Genomic DNA, 21,106 nt, shown 5'->3' on the forward strand with positions numbered 1-21,106 from the left:
AAGCTCCTCGAAAACTGGGGGGTTACGACAAATAAGGCCGCGAATCATGCCGACCCCCTGGGCATCTGTCAAGCCCGCTGGCGCTTTCCCGTGCTGGCCTGACCAATGGCGGCTCGCTACACTCGACGCCTTCGCGCGCCGGCGGATTGTCCAGCGGCGCGCCCGTTTGCGGGAAATCGAGTCACTCCATGAATCTGCTCAAATCCCTGGCCGCGGTCAGTTCCCTGACCATGGTCTCGCGCGTGCTGGGTTTCGTGCGCGACACCATCATCGCTCGCACCTTCGGCGCCGGGGTGGCGTCGGACGCCTTCGTGGTGGCCTTCAAGCTGCCCAACCTGCTGCGCCGCATCTTCGCCGAGGGGGCGTTCTCCCAGGCCTTCGTGCCGATCCTGGCCGAGTACAAGATGCAGCAGGGCGAGGAGGCCACGCGCACCTTCGTCGCCTACGTCTCGGGCTTGCTGACCCTGGTGCTGGCGCTGGTCACCGCCATCGGCGTGCTGGCCGCACCCTGGATCGTCTGGGCCACCGCGCCGGGGTTCGCCGATGAGGCCGAGCGCTTCGAGCTGACCGTCGACCTGCTGCGGGTGACCTTCCCCTATATCCTGCTGATCTCGCTGTCGTCGCTGGCCGGCGCCATCCTCAACACCTGGAACCGCTTCTCGGTGCCGGCCTTCGTGCCGACCCTGCTGAACGTCAGCATGATCGGCTTTTCCGTCTTCCTGACGCCCTATTTCGACCCGCCGATCATGGCCCTGGGCTGGGCGGTGCTGGTCGGCGGCCTGCTGCAGCTGCTCTGGCAACTGCCGCATCTGAAGAAGATCGGCATGCTGGTGCTGCCGCGCCTGAGTTTTGGCGACCTCGGCGTGTGGCGCGTGCTCAAGCAGATGGGGCCGGCGATCTTCGGCGTGTCGGTGAGCCAGATCTCGCTGATCATCAACACCATCTTCGCCTCCTTCCTGGTCGCCGGCTCGGTGTCCTGGATGTACTACGCCGACCGCCTGATGGAGCTGCCCTCGGGCGTGCTCGGCGTGGCCCTGGGCACCATCCTGCTGCCGGCGCTGTCGAAGACCTACGCCAGCCGCGACCGCGAGGAGTACCGCCGCCTGCTCGACTGGGGCCTGCGCCTGTGTTTCCTGCTGGTGCTGCCCAGCGCCCTGGCCCTGGCGGTGCTGGCCGAGCCGCTGACCGTGTCGCTGTTCCAGTACGGCAAGTTCACCGCCAGCGACGCGCTGATGACCCAGCAGGCGCTGATCGCCTATTCCATCGGCCTGCTCGGCATCATCCTGGTGAAGATCCTGGCGCCCGGCTTCTACGCCCAGCAGAACATCAAGACGCCGGTGAAGATCGCCGTGGTGACCCTGGTCTTCACCCAGTTGATGAACCTGGTGCTGGTCGGCCCGCTGGCGCATGCCGGCCTGGCCCTGGCGATCAGCCTGGCGGCCTGCCTGAACGCCGGGTTGCTGTACTGGCAGCTGCGCCGCGCCGATATCTTCCGGCCGCTGCCGGGCTGGGGCCTGTTCCTGCTCAAGCTGGTGCTGGCGGTGACGGCGATGGTGGCGGTGCTGCTGGGCCTGCTGCAGATCATGCCGGCATGGGCCGAGGGCGACATGCCGCTGCGCCTGCTGCGTCTCGGCGCGCTGGTGGTCGCCGGGCTGCTGGTCTACTTCGGCATGCTGCTGCTGCTCGGTTTCCGCCTGCGCGACTTTGCCCGGCGGACGGTCTGACGCCTGTATTGGGCCGCGGGCTGTGCGTATAATCGGCCACTTTGTGAACAAGAAGCGTGCTATGCAGCTGGTTCGAGGTCTTCATAACCTGCAGCCCCAGACGCGGGGCTGCGTGGTCACCATCGGTAATTTCGACGGCGTTCATCGTGGGCACCAGGCCATCCTGGCGCGCCTGCGCGAGCGTGCCGCGGAATTGGCCGTGCCCAGCTGCGTGGTGATCTTCGAGCCGCAGCCGCGCGAATTCTTCGGTCCCGACACCGCTCCGGCGCGGCTGACCCGGCTGCGCGACAAGCTCGCCCTGCTGGCCGCCGAAGGCGTCGACATGGTGCTGTGCCTGGCCTTCAACCGCCGCCTGCGCGAGCTGTCGGCGGCCGAGTTCGTCCAGCGTGTGCTGGTCGACGGCCTTGGCGTGAAGGACCTGGAAATCGGCGACGATTTCCGCTTCGGCTGCGACCGCGCCGGCGATTTCGAATTTCTCCAGGCCGCCGGGCGGCGCCACGGTTTCAGCGTCGATGCCTCGACCACGGTGGAGGTGCGCGGTGGCCGGGTCAGCAGTACCCGCGTGCGCCAGGCCCTGGCCGATGGCGATTTCGAGCTGGCCGAGGCGCTGCTGGGCCGGCCGTTCCGCATCGCCGGGCGGGTGCTGCACGGGCAGAAGCTCGGCCGCCAGCTGGCCGCTCCCACCGCCAATATCCAGCTCAAGCGGCGCAAGGTGCCGCTGTCCGGGGTGTACCTGGTGAGTTGCGTGGTGGACGGCCAAATTCAACCGGGCGTGGCCAATATCGGCGTGCGCCCCAGCGTTGCCGGCGACGGCAGCGCCCATCTGGAAGTGCACCTTCTGGATTTCGCCGGCGACCTGTATGGCCGGCGCCTCTCGGTGGCCTTCCACCACAAGCTGCGTGACGAGCAGCGTTTCGCCTCGCTGGAGGCCCTGAAGACGGCGATTGCCGCCGATATTGCCGCTGCCCGTGATTATTGGCAGAGCCACCCGCTGATGAAGAGCCCGACATGACCGATTACAAAGCCACGCTGAACCTGCCCGATACCCCGTTCCCGATGAAGGCCGGCCTGCCGCAACGCGAGCCGCAGACCCTGCAGCGCTGGAACGAGATTGGCCTGTATAGCAAGCTGCGGCAGATCGGCGAGGGTCGGCCCAAGTTCGTCCTGCACGACGGCCCGCCCTACGCCAACGGCAGCATCCATATCGGTCATGCGGTGAACAAGATCCTCAAGGACATCATCACCCGCTCCAAGACCCTGGCCGGTTTCGACGCGCCCTACGTGCCAGGCTGGGACTGCCATGGCCTGCCGATCGAGCACAAGGTCGAGACCACCTTCGGCAAGAACCAGCCGGCCGACCTGACCCGTGAGCGCTGCCGCAGCTACGCCGGCGAGCAGATCGAAGGGCAGAAGGCCGACTTCATCCGCCTCGGCGTGCTGGGCGACTGGGACAACCCCTACAAGACCATGGATTTCGCCAACGAGGCCGGCGAGATCCGCGCCCTGGCCGAGATGGTCAAGCAGGGCTTCGTGTTCAAGGGCCTGAAGCCGGTCAACTGGTGCTTCGACTGCGGCTCGGCCCTGGCCGAGGCCGAGGTGGAGTACCAGGACAAGAAATCCGACGCCATCGACGTCGCCTTCCCGGTGGAAGACGCCGGCAAGCTGGCCGCCGCCTTCGGCCTGGCCGAGCTGAGCAAGCCGGCCGCCATCGTCATCTGGACTACCACGCCCTGGACCATCCCGGCCAACCAGGCGCTCAACGTCCATCCGGAATTCAGCTACGCGCTGGTCGACACCGGCGCGCGCCTGCTGCTGTTGGCCGAGGAGCTGGTCGAGTCCTGCCTGCAGCGCTACGGCCTCGACGGCCAGGTGCTCGCCACCGCGCCGGGCGCGGCGCTGGAGCTGATCCGTTTCCGCCACCCCTTCTACGAACGCTTCTCGCCGATCTACCTGGCCGACTACGTCGCCCTCGACGCCGGTACCGGCATCGTCCACTCGTCGCCGGCCTACGGCGAGGACGACTTCCGCACCTGCAAAGCCTACGGCATGAGCAACGACGACATCCTCAGCCCGGTGCAGAGCAACGGCGTCTACACCGCGGGTCTGCCGTTCTTCGGCGGCCAGTTTATCTGGAAGGCCAATGCCAACATCGTGGCCAAGCTCGACGAAGTCGGCGCGCTGCTCAAGCACCAGCCGATCCAGCACAGCTACATGCACTGCTGGCGGCACAAGACCCCGCTGATCTACCGCGCCACCGCGCAGTGGTTCGTCGGCATGGACACTCAACCCAATGATGGCGCGACCCTGCGCGAGCGCGCGCTGGCCGCCATCGAGCAGACCCAGTTCGTCCCGGCCTGGGGCCAGGCGCGCCTGCACAGCATGATCGCCGGTCGTCCCGACTGGTGCATCTCGCGTCAGCGCAACTGGGGCGTGCCGATCCCGTTCTTCCTGCACAAGGTCAGCGGCGAGCTGCACCCGCGCACCGTCGAGTTGATGGAGATCGTGGCCAAGCGTGTCGAGCAAGAGGGCATCGAAGCCTGGTTCAAGCTCGACGCCGCCGAATTGCTCGGCGCCGAGGCTGCCGACTACGACAAGATCAACGACACCCTGGACGTCTGGTTCGACTCCGGTACCACCCACTGGCACGTGCTGCGCGGTTCGCACGACATGGGCCACACCGACGGCCCGCGCGCCGATCTGTATCTGGAAGGCTCGGACCAGCACCGTGGCTGGTTCCACTCGTCGCTGCTGACCGGCAGCGCCATCGACGGCCACGCGCCCTACAAGGCGCTGCTGACCCACGGCTTTGTGGTCGACGAGAACGGCCGCAAGATGTCCAAGTCGCTCGGCAACGTGGTCGCGCCACAGGAGGTCAACGACAGCCTGGGCGCCGACATCATGCGCCTGTGGGTCGCCTCCACCGACTATTCCGGCGAGATGGCGGTGTCCAAGGTGATCCTGCAGCGCAGCGCCGACGCCTACCGCCGCATCCGCAACACTGCGCGCTTCATGCTGGCTAACCTCAACGGCTTCGATCCAGCCAAGGACCTGCTGCAGCCCGAGCAGATGCTCGACCTCGACCGCTGGGCCGTCGACGCGGCCCTACGCCTGCAGGAAGAGATCATCGAGGCGTACGCCGACTACCGCTTCTGGAACGTCTATTCCAAGGTGCACAACTTCTGCGTGCAGGAGCTGGGCGGCTTCTACCTGGACATCATCAAGGACCGTCAGTACACCACCGCTGCCGACAGCGTCGCGCGTCGCTCCTGCCAGAGCGCGCTGTACCACATCAGCGAGGCGCTGGTGCGCTGGGTCGCGCCGATCCTGGCGTTCACCGCTGAGGAAATCTGGCAGTTCCTGCCGGGCGAGCGCAACGAGTCGGTGATGCTCAATACCTGGTACGAGGGGCTCAGCCGCCTGCCGGAGGGGTTCGAGCTGGATCGTGCCTACTGGGATCGGATCATGGCGGTCAAGGCCGCGGTCAACAAGGAACTGGAGAACCTGCGCACGGCCAAGGCCATCGGCGGCAGCCTGCAGGCCGAGGTCACCCTGTTCTGCGACGAGGCCAAGCAGGCCGATCTGGCCAAGCTCGGCGACGAGCTGCGTTTCGCCCTGATCACCTCGGCGGCGCAGACTGCGACGCTGGCCGAGGCGCCGGTCGATGCGGTGGTCACCGAGGTGGAGGGGCTGAAGCTGAAGATCCTCAAGTCCGCCCACGCCAAGTGCGGCCGCTGCTGGCACTTCCGTGCCGACGTCGGCAGCCATGCCGCCCACCCGGAACTGTGCGGCCGCTGCGTAAGCAATATCGAAGGTGCAGGCGAGGTGCGCAAGCATGCCTGAGGTCTCGCGTTTCGGCCGACTGGCCTGGCTCTGGCTGACCCTGGCGGTGTTCGTCGTCGATCAGCTGACCAAGCACTATTTCGAGGGCAGCCTCAGCCTGTATCAGCAGATCGTGGTGATTCCCGACTACTTCAGCTGGACCCTGGCCTACAACACCGGTGCGGCCTTCAGTTTCCTGGCCGATGCCGCCGGCTGGCAGCGCTGGTTCTTCGCCGCTATCGCCATCGTAGTCAGCATCGTGCTGGTGGTCTGGCTCAAGCGCCTGAAGCCCGAGGAAACCTGGCTGGCCATCGCCCTGGCGCTGGTGCTCGGCGGTGCGCTGGGCAACCTTTACGACCGCGTGGTGCTCGGCCATGTGGTCGACTTCATCCTGGTGCACTGGCAGAACCGCTGGTATTTCCCGGCGTTCAACCTGGCCGACAGCGCCATCACCGTCGGCGCCATCCTCCTGGCGCTGGATATGTTCAAGAGCAACAAGTCCGGAGAACCTGCCAATGACTGACGTACGCATCGGCCCGGACAGGGAAGTCACCCTGCATTTCGCCCTCAAGCTGGAGAACGGCGACGTGGTCGACAGCACCTTCGACAAGCAGCCGGCCACCTTCAAGGTCGGCGACGGCAACCTGCTGCCCGGCTTCGAGCAGGCGCTTTACGGCTTCAAGGCCGGCGACAAGCGCAGCGTGCAGGTACAGCCGGAGCAGGGGTTCGGCCAGCCCAACCCGCAGAACGTGCAGGTCATGCCGCGTAGCCAGTTCGAGGGCATGGAACTGTCCGAAGGGCTGCTGGTGATCTTCAACGACGCCGCCAATGCCGAGCTGCCCGGGGTGGTCAAGGCCTTCGACGACAAGCAGGTGACCATCGACTTCAACCACCCGCTGGCCGGCAAGGTGCTCGACTTCGAGGTGGAGATCCTCTCGGTCAAGGCGCTCTAGCCCGAATCGCCGCTTCTGTGGGAGCGGCTTTAGCCGCGAAGCTCTTGTTGCAGCCTGCGCTTATCCCGCGCAGGCTGTATCTTCCGGGATCGACCGATAGCGGCGCGTCGATCCTCGATCAATACCGAGACAACCAGCATGCATATCAAACTTGCCAATCCCCGCGGCTTCTGCGCCGGCGTCGACCGCGCCATCGAGATCGTCAACCGCGCCCTGGAAGTCTTCGGCCCGCCGATCTACGTGCGTCACGAAGTGGTGCACAACAAGTTCGTGGTCGAGGATCTGCGCGCCCGCGGTGCCATCTTCGTCGAAGAGCTGGACCAGGTACCGGACGACGTCATCGTCATCTTCAGCGCTCACGGCGTGTCCAAGGCCGTGCGTGACGAGGCCGAGCGCCGTGGACTGAAGGTGTTCGACGCCACCTGCCCGCTGGTGACCAAGGTGCATATGGAGGTGGTGCGCTACAGCCGCGAGGGCCGCGAGTGCATCCTCATCGGCCACGAGGGTCATCCGGAAGTGGAAGGCACCATGGGCCAGTACGACGCCAGCAACGGCGGCGCCATCTACTTGGTGGAAGACGAGACCGACGTCGCCGAGCTGCAGGTGCGCAATCCCGAGGCGCTGGCCTTCGTCACCCAGACCACGCTGTCGATGGACGACACCAGCAAGGTGATCGACGCCCTGCGCGCCAAGTTCCCGGCCATCGGCGGGCCGCGCAAGGACGATATCTGCTACGCCACGCAGAACCGCCAGGACGCGGTCAAGCAGCTCGCCGCCGAGTGCGACGTGCTGCTGGTGGTGGGCAGCCCCAACAGTTCCAACTCCAACCGCCTGCGCGAGCTGGCCGAGCGCATGGGCACCCCGGCCTACCTGATCGACGGCGCCGAGGACCTGCGGCGTGAATGGTTCGACGGGGTAAGCGGCATCGGCATCACCGCCGGCGCCTCGGCCCCTGAGGTGCTGGTGCGTGGGGTGGTCGAACAGCTGCGCGCCTGGGGCGCGCAAGGGGAGACCGAACTGGACGGGCGGCCGGAGAACGTGACCTTCTCGATGCCCAAGGAGCTCAGGGTCAAGGCGCTCTGAGCTTTGGTCATGGGGAGCAGCCTTCACGAGAAGATTTCTGGAGCTTGAGGCGACCTCTGGAGTTCAACACTAGCTCTCGTTGCATGGATCTACTCTTCGGGTGGCAGAGGGTTATGGTGCCTGCTTGAAAAGCCCCGCCCGGAAGTTTGGCCCTCCCGCTGGGGCTGAATCTGATGTAGGCGGCTACCGGTTGATTGCCCCTAATTGTCAGTTCTGGCTGCTCCTTTCCCACCAGCAGTACATTTTCCGCTTCATCTCGAGTGCTGCTGTAATTGTAGTCGGGGTACACCTCCCAGCCGCTCGGCCAGGATCCGGAGCGCGCCACAAGGAATACTGGTGCATTGCGCTTTATCGCCTCGCTGCGCGCATACAGGGCTGCCAGCAGAAGGTCGTTCGCTGCGGCTGTCAGGCGGTAATCGTGGATGAAATTGTACAGAGTTGGCAGACCTAGGCTGGCTGTTAGGACCAGAATGGCCATGCCGATCATTAGCTCATGCAGGGTAAATCCCTTCGCGCTTTTATACATGGCGTCCTGCCTCGTATGCAGTGGCTATTAAAACGACAAAGAGAGCGGCGTTGTGCCGCTCAACGGTCCAGATGAGCCGGTCGTCCTTGCCGTGAAGACCTGTATAGCCTAGTTGTGCAATTCTGCCCTGCATTTGATGGAGGAGTCCCAGCGTGCAAACAGCCAAAGGATTTACCCTGATTGAACTCATGATCACGGTAGCGGTTATCGGTATCTTGGCCGCAGTAGCCTACCCCTCCTATACGCAGTACGTGGTTCGCGCCAATCGTGGCGAAGCCCAGGCCTACTTGATGGATTTGGCGCAGCGCCAGCAGCAGATTCTTATGGACTCGCGAGCGTATGCGTCCACCGTCAGCGCTCTCGGCGTTCCGGAGCCGGCGAGCGTTGCACGCAATTACGATGTGAGCCTGAGTGGGGTGAGTGCCACGCCTCCGACTTTCACTATCACTGCTGCCCCTAAGTCCGGTACGGCTCAGGCTGGAGACGGCAACCTGACGATCAACCAGAGTGGCGCTAAGACTTGGGCGGGAGGCTCATGGTAATGAAGCTGCTGCTTGCAGGTCGTTCGGAGCTTATGGCGCGCCGAAATACAGAGCAGGTTTATCGCTCTCGGGGGTTCTCGTTGATCGAGTTGATGGTAAGCCTGGTGGTTCTGGGCATTTTGATAGGGGTCGCAGTGCCGTCTTACCGCGCGATCATCGCTGAGCAGAGGGTGCGGGCAACTATCACCGACCTCCATACTGCGATCAGTTTGGCGCGTTCCGAAGCAATCAAGCTTAATCGTCAGATTACTCTCGCCCCCGCGGCTGGTGGTTGGGCTGCGGGCTGGGGCATTGCACATCCTACGGCGGGGCAGCCTGCGATTTTGGCGCATACCCTGTCGTCTGGCGTGGGGATAACTGGTCCGAATGCCGGCATTATTTTCAGCGCTTCCGGCCGAACGACTAGTGCCGTGGAGTTTGAAGTGAGCAGTGACGCTAGCGACGCGGCATCGGTCAGTTGTCTTTCGCTTGGCCTGGATGGTCGAGCCAGCTCCAGCAAGGGGGAATGCTGAAATGAACAGCGTATCTCTTCGCGCAGGGCAGTATGGGTTCACTCTGGTAGAGGTATTGGTCACGCTGCTGATACTTGCCATCGGCTTGCTGGGGCTCGCGGGCATGAATGCCCGGATGCTCAACAGCCAGTTCGAGGCCTATCAGCGTGCCCAGGCCATGATGTTGGTGGAGGATATGGCTAGCCGAATCCGGAGTAATCCCCAGGCTGCTCGTAACGGCGACTACGACACGGACACCGTGCATGGTCTGAACAACCAGAATTGCTCCGGCGCCTACGGTGTATCGATCGATCTGTGTGAATGGAATCAGGCGCTTCGTGGCGCCAGCGTCGAGGCATCGGGGCAGCAACTTGGCAGCATCATGGGGGCCAGGGGCTGTATCGACAACGTTAGCATCGCGGCGACCGGGCAGGCTGTCATCCGGGTAACCGTTGCCTGGCAAGGCTTGACGCCAACGGTGATCCCCCCACTGTCCTGTGGCGCCAATGCCTATGGTGCTGACGACAGGTTGCGCCGGGCGGTCAGCGTCGATGTCGTTCTGGCTTATCTGGGAGTATGAGGATGAAAGGTAGCGGTCTCATGACGCCCGGACGACAGCACGGCTTCTCCCTGGTGGAGATCATGGTGGCAATGGTGCTCGGCATCGTGATCTTGCTGGCGGTTTCGGAGGTTTTTATCAGTAACAGCCGTACCCGCGGAGAGATCGAGAAGACCGGCCGGCAGATCGAGAACGGCATATATGCGCTGCGCTTGATGGAGGACGAGTTGGCCAACGCAGGATTCTGGGGGGAGGCCGGGGCTCAGCCGGTGCCGGCGGGCCTACCGCCCCTGTGTCCGACCAGTGCTGCGGAACTGGAGGATGCTATGGGCTACCCGGTACAGGGAGCAGCGGACTCCGGCACCGATTGTGAGAATAGCAAGGCAAGTTCCGATTTCATTGCGCTGCGTCGAGCGAGCACCTGCGCGGTAGGTACTGCCGGATGCGCGCTTTTCAGCAATGGCAACTTTCATATTCAGGTTTCTGCCTGCAAGGATGTCTCGCCAGGAACGGTATTGCTGAAGAGTGCTTCGGCTGATCTGACTTTCACGCAACGAGATTGTTCAACCCCTGCCCCGGTTTACCGCTTATTTAGCCGCGTCTACTACGTGAATGACAGTGATGAGTTGGTGCGTGCCGAGTTGGCGGGTGGGAACTACAACACCGTCACCTCGTTGGTCGATGGCATCGAGATCATGCGTTTCGAATATGGGATCGATACCGATGGTGACGGCCAGATTGACGAGTTCACTGCTGCCCCCGCAACGGCTCAATGGTCAGATGTGGTGGCAGTCAAGGTGTCGCTCATCGCGCGTAACCCAGAGCCCACAGCGGGCTACACCGACTCTCGTAGTTACACTCTCGCGGGAGAGGAGTACGAGGTGCCTGAAGCGCAAAGGGGGTTCAAGCGCCAGCTTTATTCCACCACTGTGCACTTGCGCAACGTGGCCGGGCGGAGGGAGCTGCCATGAGCAATTTTGAGTCGATCCGCCGACAGCGAGGGGCTGTGCTACTGGTGGCGCTGATAATGCTGCTGTTAGTGACGCTGATGGTGGTTAGCGGCTTCAATATGACTCAGACCAACCTTAAGGTCGTTCAAAATATGGAGAGTCGTAACCTTGCCAAGTATGCAGCCAATGCTGCCTTAGAAGAGGCAATAAGTTCCGCGCAGTTCCTCAGTTCGCCTTCCAATATTTTTCAGGCGTCATGCGGGCAGTCCAATCGCAAATGCTACGACTTCAATGGAGACGGCAGCGTCGATATAGCTGTTGTAGTGGATAGTCCGAGTTGCGTGATTGTTTTGCCGATCAAGAACTCTGCGTTGAACGTGGCAGATCCTTCCGACGCCAGTTGCTTTATTCCGGAATCCGAAAATTCCATGTGTGTAAATTCTGTTTGGGAAATGCGGGCAACGGCGCGTGACGTGCTTACAGGCGCTGAGGTCGTTGTGCGGCAGGGCGTTGCGGTTCGCGCGACCAGTAATAATATTGCGACGGCTTGTCCGGAGTAGCAGGAGGGCAATGTAATGATGAAGTGTCTGAATTGGTTGCAGCGTGTTCTTCTGCTCGCCGGATTGGGGGTTGCTGGGGCAGCTCAGGCTGAGGATATCGATATATTCGTGGGCAGTGCCGGTGCCGATAGTGGTCTGCCGAATATCATTTTCGTTCTTGATAATACCTCCAATTGGTCGCGGCAAAGCCAGCAATGGCCGGGCGGCTTGACCCAGGGGCAGTCCGAGGTGCGGGCAATCAAGCGCGCATTGGCCGGTCTGGTGGATAAGGTTAATGTTGGGCTGGTTGAGTTCACGACCGAGGGCAATGCCAACCAAGATGGCGGATATGTTCGGTTCAACTTGCAGCAGTTGACAGCGGCAAGCTACGCGCAACTTAGTAATACCTTGGTCGATGGTAGTGGCTCGATCTATCAGAATATCGAAGCGCCTGTCGAGAAGCGTAGTGCCAATACGCCCTATGGCAACTTGATGTACGACGTGTACAACTACCTGTCGGGAAGGGCGCAAAGCTTTTCGGGTGGTGGTACTCCGGCGAGCAAGGCTGATACTGGGGGCTATAGCTCGCAGTATGGCGTGTTCCGCTCACCGTTGACCTCCAATAGCATGTGCTCCAACACCTATGTGATTTTTATCGGTAATCCAAACAGTAGTGGGCCTACTGCCGATAGTGCAGCCAATAGTGCGGCGTTGCGCGCGCTCTATGCTGAGGTTGGAGGAACTCCCGATGGCTTGGCCGGCTCGACCGGCAGTGCACCTCTTCCAATACCAGAGTTTTCGCGCACCGATGTTACCGAGCCGTCCACTACTCTAGGATTCTCGAGTCAGTGCTATACGGATGCCGCTGTCGATAGCTGTACGGCGGCAGAGTCTACCGGTACTGGACTTTGTGTAGGTCAAACTAACTGTTCCTGCAGTATCACTACTAAGAGCACGAATACCTCCGGCTGCATCACATCGGGCAACCAGAATCAGCGGACTGCGCGGCTTGCCGTTTTGCAAGGGGGGGGGACAACAACGACGATAGAGCCCACTGACGGGGTGGATAGCTCCTCCGGCAGGGCTTGGAACTTCGATGATTGGGCCAAGTTCCTGCACGACTATGGTGTTCCTGTTAGCTACACCGACGCAGAGGGCGAGGTGCAGCAACAGCGTGTCAATGTCATCACCTATGCAATTGATGTGTTCAATAGGCAGCAGAACGAAGACCACACCGGGCTGATGCTCAGTGCATCTGAGGGTGTAGGGGGCGGCCGTTATTTCGCTGCGCGCAGTGAAGATGCAATCGTCGAGGCCATCGGTAATGCGCTGTCCGATATCCTCTCTACCAGTTCAACCTTTGCGGCTGTTACCCTGCCGCTGAGTGCGACCAACCGCGCTCAGCAGGAGAACCAGGTCTTTATCGGCATGTTCCGTCCGGACAAGGAGGCGCTGCCGCGCTGGTTCGGTAACCTCAAGCGCTACCAGATCACCTTGTTCAATGGTCGCCCCGAGCTCGCCGACGCCAATCGTAAGCAGGCGATCAACCCACTTTCCGGCTTTGCGACAGAGTGCGCGGAAAGTTTCTGGACAGAAGATTCTGGCGACTACTGGTCGGGGCTGAGTATCACTCCCCCGCCGCGCAGCCAATGCGTGGATGAATCCAACACTAATAGCGTATGGTCCGACTCGCCCGATGGTCCCTTTGTCGAGAAAGGGGGGGTGGCCCAGGTTACCCGTCGCAGTGATCTCGATGCCCGCACTCTCCTCACTGTCGGAGCTAGCGGTTTAACTGCGCTGACCAGCTCTCATGTCGATCAGGCGCTGTTGGATTACATCATAGGCACCGAGCCTGGGGCCGGTGAAAAGATGCCGGCAGCCGAAGAGTCGGAAACTGGCGAGGAGCAAGACGTCGGTGGTCGGCCAAGTATCCATGGTGACGTTATCCATTCGCGGCCACTGACGATCAACTACGGCGGCAGCACAGGGATCTTCGTCTACTACGGCTCCAATGACGGGCTGTTCAGGTCGGTGCGTGCGGCGGATGGCGGGGAACAGTGGTCGTTGCTGGCGCCCGAGCATGTGGCCAAGATCAACCGGCTCTACCAGAACTCGCCGATTGTTGCCTTCCCGAATCAGGACATGACGGCCACGCCGACGCCGTTGCCGAAGGACTACTTCTTCGACGGTTCGATCGGGCAGATCGTGACATACGGCGAGGATAATCAAGTCAATAGCGCCTACATCTATCCTTCCATGCGGCGTGGTGGGCGGATGGTGTATGGCCTGAATGTAACCAATCCAACCTCGCCCACGCTTTTGTGGCGCTTCGGTTGCCCGAGCCTCGACAACGACACCGGTTGCCCAACGGGCTTTGAGGGGCTGGGCCAGAGCTGGTCGACTCCGCAAGGGGCTTTCGTGGCGGATACCAGTAACGCGGGGGCGAAGAAGGCTGTAGTCGTTTTTGGTGGTGGCTATGACAAATGCTTGGATAGCGATCAGGCGGCGTATCCATGCAGTTCCTCCGCCAAGGGCAAGGGCGTTTATGTTTTGGACGCTGTGAGTGGGGTCGTACTTCGCGGGCCGACTGATCTGTCGACCGATGCGCCTGTGGTTGCCGAGGTGGCGACTGTAGATATGGACTTCAACGGCACCGTCGATTTTGCCTATGCTGCGGACGCAGCCGGTGGGTTGTACAGAGTCAACTTCGCCACATTGAACGCGGATGGCAGTCTTACCGCCCTAGCGCAGAGCGCCTGGTCGATCACCAAGATCGCCAATACGCTGGATACGACCCGGCGGTTCCTGAACCGCCCAACCGTTGCAGTCCTCCGCGACAGCGTCTATGTCGCGCTTGGCTCGGGCAACCGTGAGCGTCCGTTGGAAAGCAATTACCCCTATGTTTCCAGCGTCCAGGATCGCTTCTATGCCTATGTGGATCTTCCTGGCGCTACTCAGTCAGGTGCCGTCGATTTGGATGGCAATCAGTTGGCCAACGTCAGCTTCTCCAATGTCGACGCTAACACCAGTTGTAATGTCGCAGGGCCGCGCGGTTGGTATATGAACTTGAATGGGCGAGGGGAGCAGATTGTCAATCCTGCAGCCATTGCAGGCGGTCAGGTACTGTTCAATTCCTATCAACCCGGAGGTGACAAGCCAGGGTTGTGTTCGCGGGCGCCGGGTATTGGCAAGGCTTATCAGCGGAGCCTGTTCACGCCGTCGTCTTGTGATCGTGATACCAGCACTGAAATTGTTGGCGGCGGCATGCCGATTCCGCCAATCATCACAACGGTCCCGGTAACGGACGCGGATGGAAATGGAGAGGAACTGGTGACCGTCTGTATCGGCTGCGAGGGCCTCAAGGTCAACGAGATCGTGCCGGAGACGGATCAAACCAGGCAGCGAATCTATTGGAATACGGATATTGATCGTTGATTGCAGGAGCTTGCCTGCTGATCATCATGTGGCTCGGCCGGTGGGCGAGCCACTGCAGAAACCAGTGGGTGTAGCCGTCGAGCGCAAGTCTTCCTCCAGTTGTTCCTGATAGGCGTGGGCGGCACAAACCGTCCCCCTAGTCCCTAAGCCTTACGCGTCTACCGGTCGGACACCTGTCTGGCCGCGGCGCGTTTTCCTCATCGCGCCTGCGATCTGCTAATGTGCCGTCCCGGCGGCTGGCATGCACTTTCGTGCCAATTCAAAAAAATCCTATCGGTTCGCAGTATTCCTGCGGGCAGTGTCGCATTCGCTGCATCCCATTTTTCAAACAAATGTTTATTCGTTTAGTATTCGGGCCTTCGTCGGTTTTTGCGATGAGCGGCAACTTTTCATGGATGAGCGGTTGGTTTGTCGGGATTTCGCATCGCCGTTTATCCATGGCGCGGGCATTGTCTATGAGGCGCAGTGATGTCGCAGAAAGGATTTTCGCTAATCGAGCTGATGGTGACGCTCGCCGTGCTGGCCATTCTCCTCGGTGTGGCGGCCCCCGGCTTTTCGCAGATGCTGCGCGACAACCGCCTGGCTGCCGAGGCCAACGGCTTCGTCAGCATGCTCAACTATGCCCGCGGCGAAGCCGCTCAACGTGGCCAGCAGGTGCGCCTGCGCGGGCCGCTGCAGGATAGCGGCATATGGCAGGTGAGCCGGGTCGCGGATGATCTGCTGTTGCGCGAGTTTCCGGCCATGGAGGCGTTTTTCGTCCAGCCCGCCGGCGTGCAGGCGGTCGTCTTCGATGGCCAGGGACGCCTGGTCGCCAATGCGGCCAAGGCCCTGACCCTGAGCGTCGACACTCAGTACGGCGAGAGCGCGGCCCAGTATGCGCGCACCGTAACCATCGCCCTGTCCGGTGTGGTCTCGGTAGCCAAGGAGCAAGCGCGATGAGCCGATGCATGCAGCAGGGCGCCTCGTTGATCGAGGTGCTGGTCGCGGTGGTGATCTTTTCCCTGGCGATTCTCGGTCTGGCGGCCATGCAGCTCAACGCGCTGAAGGCCAACCAGAGCGCATCGGTTCGCTCGCATGCGGTGTTCCTCGCCTACGAGATGGCCGACCGCATGCGCGCTGGTCGTGGCGACGCCCAGGCCGGTCTCTACGACCTGGCGCTGGATGCCGAGCTGGCCTGCGTGCCGTCCGCAGAGGACGACTGCCTGCCGTTCCAGCGCGACCAGGCGCAGTGGCGCGCCAATCTGGCCAGCCAGCTGCCGGACGGTACCGGTGGCGTGGCTCGCGACGGGCAACGCTTCACCATCACGGTGCAATGGACAGAGGAGCGGGTGGGCGGCAGTCCGGCCCAGCAGTTCTCTTTCGTGACTCAGATCTGACGAGGTGGCTATGCGCAAACAGCGCGGTTTGAGCCTGATCGAGTTGATGGTGGCCATGTTGCTCGGCCTGATCGTCACCGGTGCGGTTCTGCAGGTGTTTCTCAGCAGCAAGACTACCTTCGTCATGCAGGGCAACCTGAACCGGCTGCAGGAAAACGGTCGTTTCGCTTTGCAGTATCTGGCGCAGCAGGTTCGCCCGGCCGGCATCGGCCTTGGCGTGCGCCTGCCGGAAGAAAGCATTTGCGTGGTGGCCAGCAATGCCGATCCGGCCGACTGGGCAGGCATCAATCGTCCCGTTTGGGGCCGTACCAGCGCAGGTGCCGCGGGCGAGCTGGGCGTGGCCGGCAGCGACGAGGTACATGTGTTCGCCAACGACGGTTGCGAGGCCTTCCTCACCGAGGGCGAGGTGATGGCGCCGGGCAAGAACGCCAACGTCAAGGTCGACCGCTACTGCCCGAGCATGCAACAGAATCAACTGGTGATGGTGGCGGATCTGCAGAAGGCGGTGGTGATCCGTATCACCAACGCCCCGAATGCCAATGTCAAGGAGCCGACCCTGGCCCATGCCGCGGGCACCAACAACGCTGCAGCCCTGTGCGGCGGGTTCAAATTCTCCGAGATTCGCTTCGAAAGCCCCGCGCGCATATTCGGTTTCGCCCACCGGGTGTTCTACGTCGCCGAGACCGGGCGCAACGGCGTCGACGGCCGGCCGCTGCATGCTCTGTTCGTGCGCAATTCGGCCACCGGCGTCGCCGAGGAGATGGTCGAGGGCGTGCAGTCCATGCGCGCGCACTATGGACTGGTTGCCGCCGGCGGGGTGGGGGTACGCGACTATCTGAGCGCCGCCGAGGTCGAGGCGGCCAACCGCTGGGATGACGTGCGCACCCTCAGTTTCGAGCTGCTGCTGGAGAGCGACGGCCAACTGGCCAGTGCCCGCGATCAGACGGTGGTGTTCGATGGGGCGGCGGTCGCCGCCGATGGACGTCTGCGCCAGGTCTACCGGACCGTGGTCGCCCTGCGCAACCGGATCGACTGATGAGGCCCTTTATGCAGATGAAACGGCAGCGGGGCGTGGTGCTCCTGGTATGCCTGGTGATGGTGCTGATCCTCACGGTGATCGGTCTGGCGTCCATGTCCGGCAGCACCCTGCAGGAGCGCATGGTCGGTGGTACCCGCGATTACAACACCGCCTTCCAGGCCGCCGAGGCGGCGTTGCGTAGCGGCGAAGCCTATGTGCGTCAGCAGGTGGAGGCCAGTGCCGATCCGGCCAGCCTGTTCCTGGTGGCGAGCGCCTGTCCGGTGCTGACTGCCGAGCAGTGGGCCGCACCGGACAATCTCCGGCGCCAGCCCGCCACGCCGACCTGCACGGTGAGCAATTTCTACGGCGACGCCGCAAGTGGGACCACCTTCATCTGCGAGACCGACGGCTCGATCAGCGAGGATCGCGCCTTCGACTGCCTCAGCCGCACCTTCCTGTTCAATGTCGAGGCACGGGGTTACGGCAGCGGCGACGCGGAAGTCCATCTGCGCTCCACGGTGGCCATCGCCATTCGTGGACAGAACTGATCAAGGAGCATGAGATGCAAGCGGCAATGGCTTCCTTCACCCTGCGCGCGCTGCTGGCGGCGCTGCTGACCGGCGCGTCGTTGCAGGCGGCCTGGGCCTTTACCCCGGCGCAGTCGCCGCTCAACCTCGGCGGTCAGGTGGAGCCGAACATCCTGTTCATCCTCGACGACTCGGGCTCGATGCGCTGGGGGTTCATGCCCGATGAGTTGCGCCCGTCCTACATGGAATCCGGGCAGGGCTGGTACAACCAGGCCGAGTGTACCGGCCGTGGTGCCTATGGCGGCGCTTACACCCATTTCTGCAGCAAGGGCACGCGCCGTTATCTGACCTCCAGTCATCTGAACAAGGTGTATTTCAACCCGGCCGTCACCTACCTGCCACCGATCAAGAGCGATGGCCAGCGTTTCGCCAGCGCCAGCTTCAGTGCGGCCTGGCTCGATGGCTATGCCGGCAGCGCGACCGTGGACCTGCGCAGCAACTATATGGCGACCATGGACGATTATTTTGCCGCCAGCAGCTACGAATGCCTCAATCGGCGCTGCGACAACGTGCGTTACTACCGTGGCTTCGCCATCGGCAACGCCTCTGGCGGCGTGGCGGCCTTCTACCACGACTACGTCGGCGGCGGCAGCTGTGCCAGCAATCCGCGCCAGGACAGCTGCTACGCCGAGCGTGCCGTCAGCGCTGACCAGCAGCAGAACTTCGCCAACTGGTTTTCCTACTACCGTACTCGCATGCTGGCGGCCAAGGCCGGCGTCAGCCAGGCCTTCCATGGCCAGGGCGGCGATATCCGCGTCGGCTACGGCGCCATCAACCTTGCCGGCAACACGGTCGATGGCGTCGCCACCGATACCCTGGTGCGCGGCGTGCGGCGCTTCGAGGGCAGCGGCCGCAGCGATTTTTACGACTGGCTGTTCGCCGCCCAGGCCAGTGGCAGTACGCCGCTGCGCAAGGCTCTGGGCGATGCCGGCGAGTACTATTCGCGCGCCGATGCGCGCGGGCCCTGGAACTCCACGCCGGGTGCCAGCGGTGGACAGGACTATGCCTGCCGGCAGAGCTACAGCCTGCTCACCACCGACGGCTACTGGAATGGCGACGGCGCTGCCAACAGCGACGCGCAGGGCAACGTCGATAACGGCAACGGGCCGACCATCAGTGGGCCGGACGGCGCCACCTACCGCTACGTGCCCAAGTCGCCGTTCCGCGACAACCACGCCGGCACCCTGGCCGACGTGGCGATGTACTACTGGAGCCGCGACCTGATCGCCAACCTGGCCAACCGGGTGCCGACGTCGCCGGCCAATCCGGCCTTCTGGCAGCATATGGTGACCTTCGGCATCGGCCTGGGGGTCAGTGGCAGCGTCGATGCGCAGCAGGCGTTCGCCGCCATCGGCAGCGGCGCCGCCCTGACCTGGCCGGATCCGTCGGCCAGCGAGCCGGCCAAGATCGACGACCTGTTGCACGCCGCCGTCAACAGCCGCGGCGAGTTCTTTAGCGCCCAGGATCCGCAATCCTTCGCCAAGGCCCTGAGCGACACTCTGGGTTCGATCGCCGTGCGCAACGGCTCCAACACGGCGGCGGTGCCCAGCGCCCGGCGTCTGGATAGCGAGACCCTGGTCTACGAGGCCAACTTCAGCAGTGCCGACTGGTCCGGCAAGCTGCTGGCCAAGCGCCCGACGCAGACCAGCACGGGCATCGTCTTCAGCGACCAGTGGGAGGCCGGGAGGCTGATCAACCCGAGCGCCCGGCGTCTGTTCGGCCACAGCGGTGCGGCCGGCAGCGGCCAGGGCCTGGCGCTGAACTGGAGCGGGTTGTCCAGCGGGATGCGCGGGCACTTCGACAACAACCAGGCGCTGTTCGATTACCTGATGGGCAGCGATGCCAACGAGGCGCCCGCCGGGCTCAAGTATCGGTCGCGCAGTACGCTGCTGGGCGATATCGTCAATTCCACCCTGGTGCTCGCCAACAAGCAGAACTGGGGCTTCCAGGGGCGGGTGCCGGCGCCCGGCAACGGAGCCCAGGACTACAACGCCTTCGTCGCCGGCAAGGCCGGGCGCACGCCGACCCTGTTCGTCGGGGCCAACGACGGTTTCCTTCATGCCTTCGACGCCAACAGCGGCCGAGAATTGTTCGCCTACATGCCCAGCGGTGTGCTGAGCAATGTCAAACAGCTGGCCGCCAGCGACTACAACCACCGTTACTTCGTCGACGGCGGCCTACAGGTTCGCGACGCCGTGCTCGACGGACGCTGGCGCTCGGTGCTGGTGGGCAGTCTCGGCGCGGGCGGCAAGACGGTATTCGCCCTGGACGTGACCGACACCTCCAGCAGCGGTTTCGACGCCAGCAAGGTGCTCTGGGAGATCAAGGACGATGCCGATCTGGGCCATGTGTTCGGCGACCCGGTGATCGGTCGCCTGAAGGACGGCAAGTGGGTGGCGATCTTCGGCAACGGCCACGGCAGCACCAACGACGACTCGGTGCTGCTGATCGTCGACCTGGCCAGCGGCGAGCTGAACAAGGTGCGCGCCGGTGCCGCGACCGGCGGATTGTCCAGCCCGTCCTTCGTCTATGCGCGCGACGACGACGGATACATCTACGTCGATGCCATCTATGCCGGCGACCTCAGCGGCAACCTGTGGAAGTTCAACCTGAAGAACAATGGCAGCGGCGCCGACGACTTCGAGGTCAGCCTGCGCTCCGGCGGCCGGCCGCAACCGCTCTACGTGGCCAGCGACAGCAGTGGCAAGCGCCAGCCGATCACCGTCAAGCCGGAGATCGCCCCCCACCCGCAGGAGGGCTTCGCAGGCAACATGATCTTCTTCGGCAGCGGACGCATGTACAGCGCCGGCGACGTCACCGATCGCAGCACCCAGAGCTTCTACGGCATCTGGGACAAGCCGACCAGCAACGGCGGCTCCATCGCCTTCACCGGTCGCGGCGCGCTGGACGCTCGTTCCATCCTCTTCGAGGGCAGAGCGCACGAGCGTCTGGTGCGGGTGCTGGATCGGTCCGCCGGGCTCAACTGGGCCACGCAGCGCGGCTGGTACCTCGACCTGACCTCGCCGGTATCCGGCGCCCAGGGCGAGCGGGTGATCCATGCGCCGAGCATCCTGCTCAACCGCCTGGTGGTGCAGACCGCCATTCCGTCCAGTGACCCTTGCATGGGCGGCGGCAGCGGCTGGACCCTGGTACTCGACCTGGGGACGGGAGGACGGCTCAACTACACCCTGTTCGACATGAACAAGGACGGCAGTTTCGACAGCGGCGATACCGTGCTGGTCGACGGCGTGCCGATGGACGTTTCCGGCCTTGGCTCGGAGGGGGGCATTCCCACCGGCGGTTACGACCTGCTGGACGATAACAAGTACTGGCTCTGCCGCGGCACCGGGGTGGACGATTGCATTCCTGCCGCCAATGGTCTGAATGTCATCGAAGGGCGCCAGTCGTGGAATCAGATCAAGTAGCCCAGGCGCGTCCAGGGCAAGGGCATGAGGGGGTAGGAGCGAATTTATTCGCGATTTCGCGATAGAGGCCAGGTGCCCC

Annotated in this window: 19 protein-coding genes; 18 read left to right on the forward strand and 1 reads right to left on the reverse strand. The window is 63.0% G+C overall.

Going from position 1 to position 21,106, the window contains the following annotated elements; all coding sequences use genetic code 11:
• Positions 1 to 188: 188 nt before the first annotated feature.
• From murJ to ispH, 6 genes are all read left to right on the forward strand, one after another.
• Positions 189 to 1,724 (forward strand): murein biosynthesis integral membrane protein MurJ, encoded by a 1,536-nt coding sequence (gene murJ / locus ACIGFL_RS03245; RefSeq protein WP_122108255.1) that lies wholly within the window; start codon positions 189 to 191, stop codon positions 1,722 to 1,724.
• A gap of 61 nt (positions 1,725 to 1,785) precedes the next feature.
• Positions 1,786 to 2,736, forward strand: coding sequence for a bifunctional riboflavin kinase/FAD synthetase (gene ribF / locus ACIGFL_RS03250; protein WP_021441751.1), 951 nt, complete (start codon positions 1,786 to 1,788; stop codon positions 2,734 to 2,736).
• Positions 2,733 to 5,564 (forward strand): isoleucine--tRNA ligase, encoded by a 2,832-nt coding sequence (gene ileS, locus ACIGFL_RS03255; RefSeq protein WP_397496119.1) that lies wholly within the window; start codon positions 2,733 to 2,735, stop codon positions 5,562 to 5,564. Before ribF ends, ileS begins: the two co-directional genes overlap by 4 nt.
• Complete coding sequence (lspA, locus tag ACIGFL_RS03260; RefSeq protein ID WP_397496120.1) at positions 5,557 to 6,066, forward strand: signal peptidase II; 510 nt, start codon at positions 5,557 to 5,559, stop codon at positions 6,064 to 6,066. The genes ileS and lspA overlap by 8 nt, the downstream gene beginning before the upstream one ends.
• Positions 6,059 to 6,496 (forward strand): peptidylprolyl isomerase, encoded by a 438-nt coding sequence (locus ACIGFL_RS03265; RefSeq protein WP_021441748.1) that lies wholly within the window; start codon positions 6,059 to 6,061, stop codon positions 6,494 to 6,496. Before lspA ends, ACIGFL_RS03265 begins: the two co-directional genes overlap by 8 nt.
• A gap of 138 nt (positions 6,497 to 6,634) precedes the next feature.
• Entirely contained in the window at positions 6,635 to 7,579 is a 945-nt protein-coding gene (gene ispH, locus ACIGFL_RS03270; protein WP_397496121.1) for a 4-hydroxy-3-methylbut-2-enyl diphosphate reductase, read from the forward strand.
• 7 nt (positions 7,580 to 7,586) lie between these two features.
• On the opposite strand, the gene ACIGFL_RS03275 is transcribed toward ispH, so the two are convergent.
• A complete protein-coding gene (locus ACIGFL_RS03275) occupies positions 7,587 to 8,105 on the reverse strand; it encodes a GspH/FimT family protein (protein WP_021441746.1) in 519 nt (172 codons plus the stop codon).
• A 152-nt stretch (positions 8,106 to 8,257) separates the two neighbouring features.
• On the opposite strand from ACIGFL_RS03275, the gene ACIGFL_RS03280 reads away from it, so the two are divergent.
• The 12 genes from ACIGFL_RS03280 (at position 8,258) to ACIGFL_RS03335 (ending at position 21,027) form a co-directional block, all read left to right on the forward strand.
• A complete protein-coding gene (locus ACIGFL_RS03280; RefSeq protein ID WP_021441745.1) occupies positions 8,258 to 8,647 on the forward strand; it encodes a type IV pilin protein in 390 nt (129 codons plus the stop codon).
• Positions 8,647 to 9,159, forward strand: a complete 513-nt coding sequence (locus ACIGFL_RS03285; RefSeq protein ID WP_021441744.1) for a GspH/FimT family pseudopilin — start codon at positions 8,647 to 8,649, stop codon at positions 9,157 to 9,159. The genes ACIGFL_RS03280 and ACIGFL_RS03285 overlap by 1 nt, the downstream gene beginning before the upstream one ends.
• A gap of 1 nt (position 9,160) precedes the next feature.
• On the forward strand, positions 9,161 to 9,718 hold the full coding sequence (gene pilV / locus ACIGFL_RS03290) for a type IV pilus modification protein PilV (RefSeq protein WP_021441743.1): 558 nt from the start codon (positions 9,161 to 9,163) through the stop codon (positions 9,716 to 9,718).
• 2 nt (positions 9,719 to 9,720) lie between these two features.
• Entirely contained in the window at positions 9,721 to 10,668 is a 948-nt protein-coding gene (locus ACIGFL_RS03295) for a PilW family protein (protein ID WP_021441742.1), read from the forward strand.
• A complete protein-coding gene (locus ACIGFL_RS03300; RefSeq protein ID WP_021441741.1) occupies positions 10,665 to 11,207 on the forward strand; it encodes a PilX N-terminal domain-containing pilus assembly protein in 543 nt (180 codons plus the stop codon). Before ACIGFL_RS03295 ends, ACIGFL_RS03300 begins: the two co-directional genes overlap by 4 nt.
• Positions 11,208 to 11,222: 15 nt before the next feature.
• On the forward strand, positions 11,223 to 14,621 hold the full coding sequence (locus tag ACIGFL_RS03305) for a pilus assembly protein (RefSeq protein WP_397496122.1): 3,399 nt from the start codon (positions 11,223 to 11,225) through the stop codon (positions 14,619 to 14,621).
• A 241-nt stretch (positions 14,622 to 14,862) separates the two neighbouring features.
• Positions 14,863 to 15,090, forward strand: coding sequence for a hypothetical protein (locus tag ACIGFL_RS03310; protein WP_397496123.1), 228 nt, complete (start codon positions 14,863 to 14,865; stop codon positions 15,088 to 15,090).
• The gene (locus ACIGFL_RS03315; RefSeq protein WP_021441739.1) at positions 15,090 to 15,560 is read left to right on the forward strand and encodes a GspH/FimT family pseudopilin; all 471 of its coding nucleotides are present in this window, start codon (positions 15,090 to 15,092) and stop codon (positions 15,558 to 15,560) included. Before ACIGFL_RS03310 ends, ACIGFL_RS03315 begins: the two co-directional genes overlap by 1 nt.
• Positions 15,557 to 15,997: a type IV pilus modification protein PilV gene (gene pilV / locus ACIGFL_RS03320; protein ID WP_122108260.1), complete on the forward strand. Its 441-nt coding sequence runs from the start codon at positions 15,557 to 15,559 to the stop codon at positions 15,995 to 15,997. The genes ACIGFL_RS03315 and pilV (ACIGFL_RS03320) overlap by 4 nt, the downstream gene beginning before the upstream one ends.
• A gap of 10 nt (positions 15,998 to 16,007) precedes the next feature.
• The gene (locus tag ACIGFL_RS03325) at positions 16,008 to 17,033 is read left to right on the forward strand and encodes a PilW family protein (protein ID WP_397496124.1); all 1,026 of its coding nucleotides are present in this window, start codon (positions 16,008 to 16,010) and stop codon (positions 17,031 to 17,033) included.
• 11 nt (positions 17,034 to 17,044) lie between these two features.
• Positions 17,045 to 17,563 carry a PilX N-terminal domain-containing pilus assembly protein gene (locus ACIGFL_RS03330; protein ID WP_256679190.1) on the forward strand — a complete coding sequence of 173 codons (519 nt, stop codon included), beginning with the start codon at positions 17,045 to 17,047 and terminating at the stop codon, positions 17,561 to 17,563.
• A 14-nt stretch (positions 17,564 to 17,577) separates the two neighbouring features.
• Complete coding sequence (locus tag ACIGFL_RS03335; protein WP_397496125.1) at positions 17,578 to 21,027, forward strand: pilus assembly protein; 3,450 nt, start codon at positions 17,578 to 17,580, stop codon at positions 21,025 to 21,027.
• Positions 21,028 to 21,106 lie beyond the last annotated feature (79 nt).

This window comes from Pseudomonas sp. NPDC077649 (assembly GCF_044542855.1).
Lineage (GTDB): Bacteria > Pseudomonadota > Gammaproteobacteria > Pseudomonadales > Pseudomonadaceae > Aquipseudomonas.

Bases quoted from the DNA above. Each gene is read 5' to 3' on its own strand.
- murJ (WP_122108255.1), top strand. From the start codon at position 189: ATGAATCTGCTCAAATCCCTGGCCGCGGTCAGTTCCCTGACCATGGTC.
- ribF (WP_021441751.1), top strand. From the start codon at position 1,786: ATGCAGCTGGTTCGAGGTCTTCATAACCTGCAGCCCCAGACGCGGGGC.
- ileS (WP_397496119.1), top strand. From the start codon at position 2,733: ATGACCGATTACAAAGCCACGCTGAACCTGCCCGATACCCCGTTCCCG.
- lspA (WP_397496120.1), top strand. From the start codon at position 5,557: ATGCCTGAGGTCTCGCGTTTCGGCCGACTGGCCTGGCTCTGGCTGACC.
- ACIGFL_RS03265 (WP_021441748.1), top strand. From the start codon at position 6,059: ATGACTGACGTACGCATCGGCCCGGACAGGGAAGTCACCCTGCATTTC.
- ispH (WP_397496121.1), top strand. From the start codon at position 6,635: ATGCATATCAAACTTGCCAATCCCCGCGGCTTCTGCGCCGGCGTCGAC.
- ACIGFL_RS03275 (WP_021441746.1), bottom strand. From the start codon at position 8,105: ATGTATAAAAGCGCGAAGGGATTTACCCTGCATGAGCTAATGATCGGC.
- ACIGFL_RS03285 (WP_021441744.1), top strand. From the start codon at position 8,647: ATGAAGCTGCTGCTTGCAGGTCGTTCGGAGCTTATGGCGCGCCGAAAT.
- pilV (WP_021441743.1), top strand. From the start codon at position 9,161: ATGAACAGCGTATCTCTTCGCGCAGGGCAGTATGGGTTCACTCTGGTA.
- ACIGFL_RS03295 (WP_021441742.1), top strand. From the start codon at position 9,721: ATGAAAGGTAGCGGTCTCATGACGCCCGGACGACAGCACGGCTTCTCC.
- ACIGFL_RS03300 (WP_021441741.1), top strand. From the start codon at position 10,665: ATGAGCAATTTTGAGTCGATCCGCCGACAGCGAGGGGCTGTGCTACTG.
- ACIGFL_RS03305 (WP_397496122.1), top strand. From the start codon at position 11,223: ATGATGAAGTGTCTGAATTGGTTGCAGCGTGTTCTTCTGCTCGCCGGA.
- ACIGFL_RS03310 (WP_397496123.1), top strand. From the start codon at position 14,863: ATGCACTTTCGTGCCAATTCAAAAAAATCCTATCGGTTCGCAGTATTC.
- ACIGFL_RS03315 (WP_021441739.1), top strand. From the start codon at position 15,090: ATGTCGCAGAAAGGATTTTCGCTAATCGAGCTGATGGTGACGCTCGCC.
- pilV (WP_122108260.1), top strand. From the start codon at position 15,557: ATGAGCCGATGCATGCAGCAGGGCGCCTCGTTGATCGAGGTGCTGGTC.
- ACIGFL_RS03325 (WP_397496124.1), top strand. From the start codon at position 16,008: ATGCGCAAACAGCGCGGTTTGAGCCTGATCGAGTTGATGGTGGCCATG.
- ACIGFL_RS03330 (WP_256679190.1), top strand. From the start codon at position 17,045: ATGCAGATGAAACGGCAGCGGGGCGTGGTGCTCCTGGTATGCCTGGTG.
- ACIGFL_RS03335 (WP_397496125.1), top strand. From the start codon at position 17,578: ATGCAAGCGGCAATGGCTTCCTTCACCCTGCGCGCGCTGCTGGCGGCG.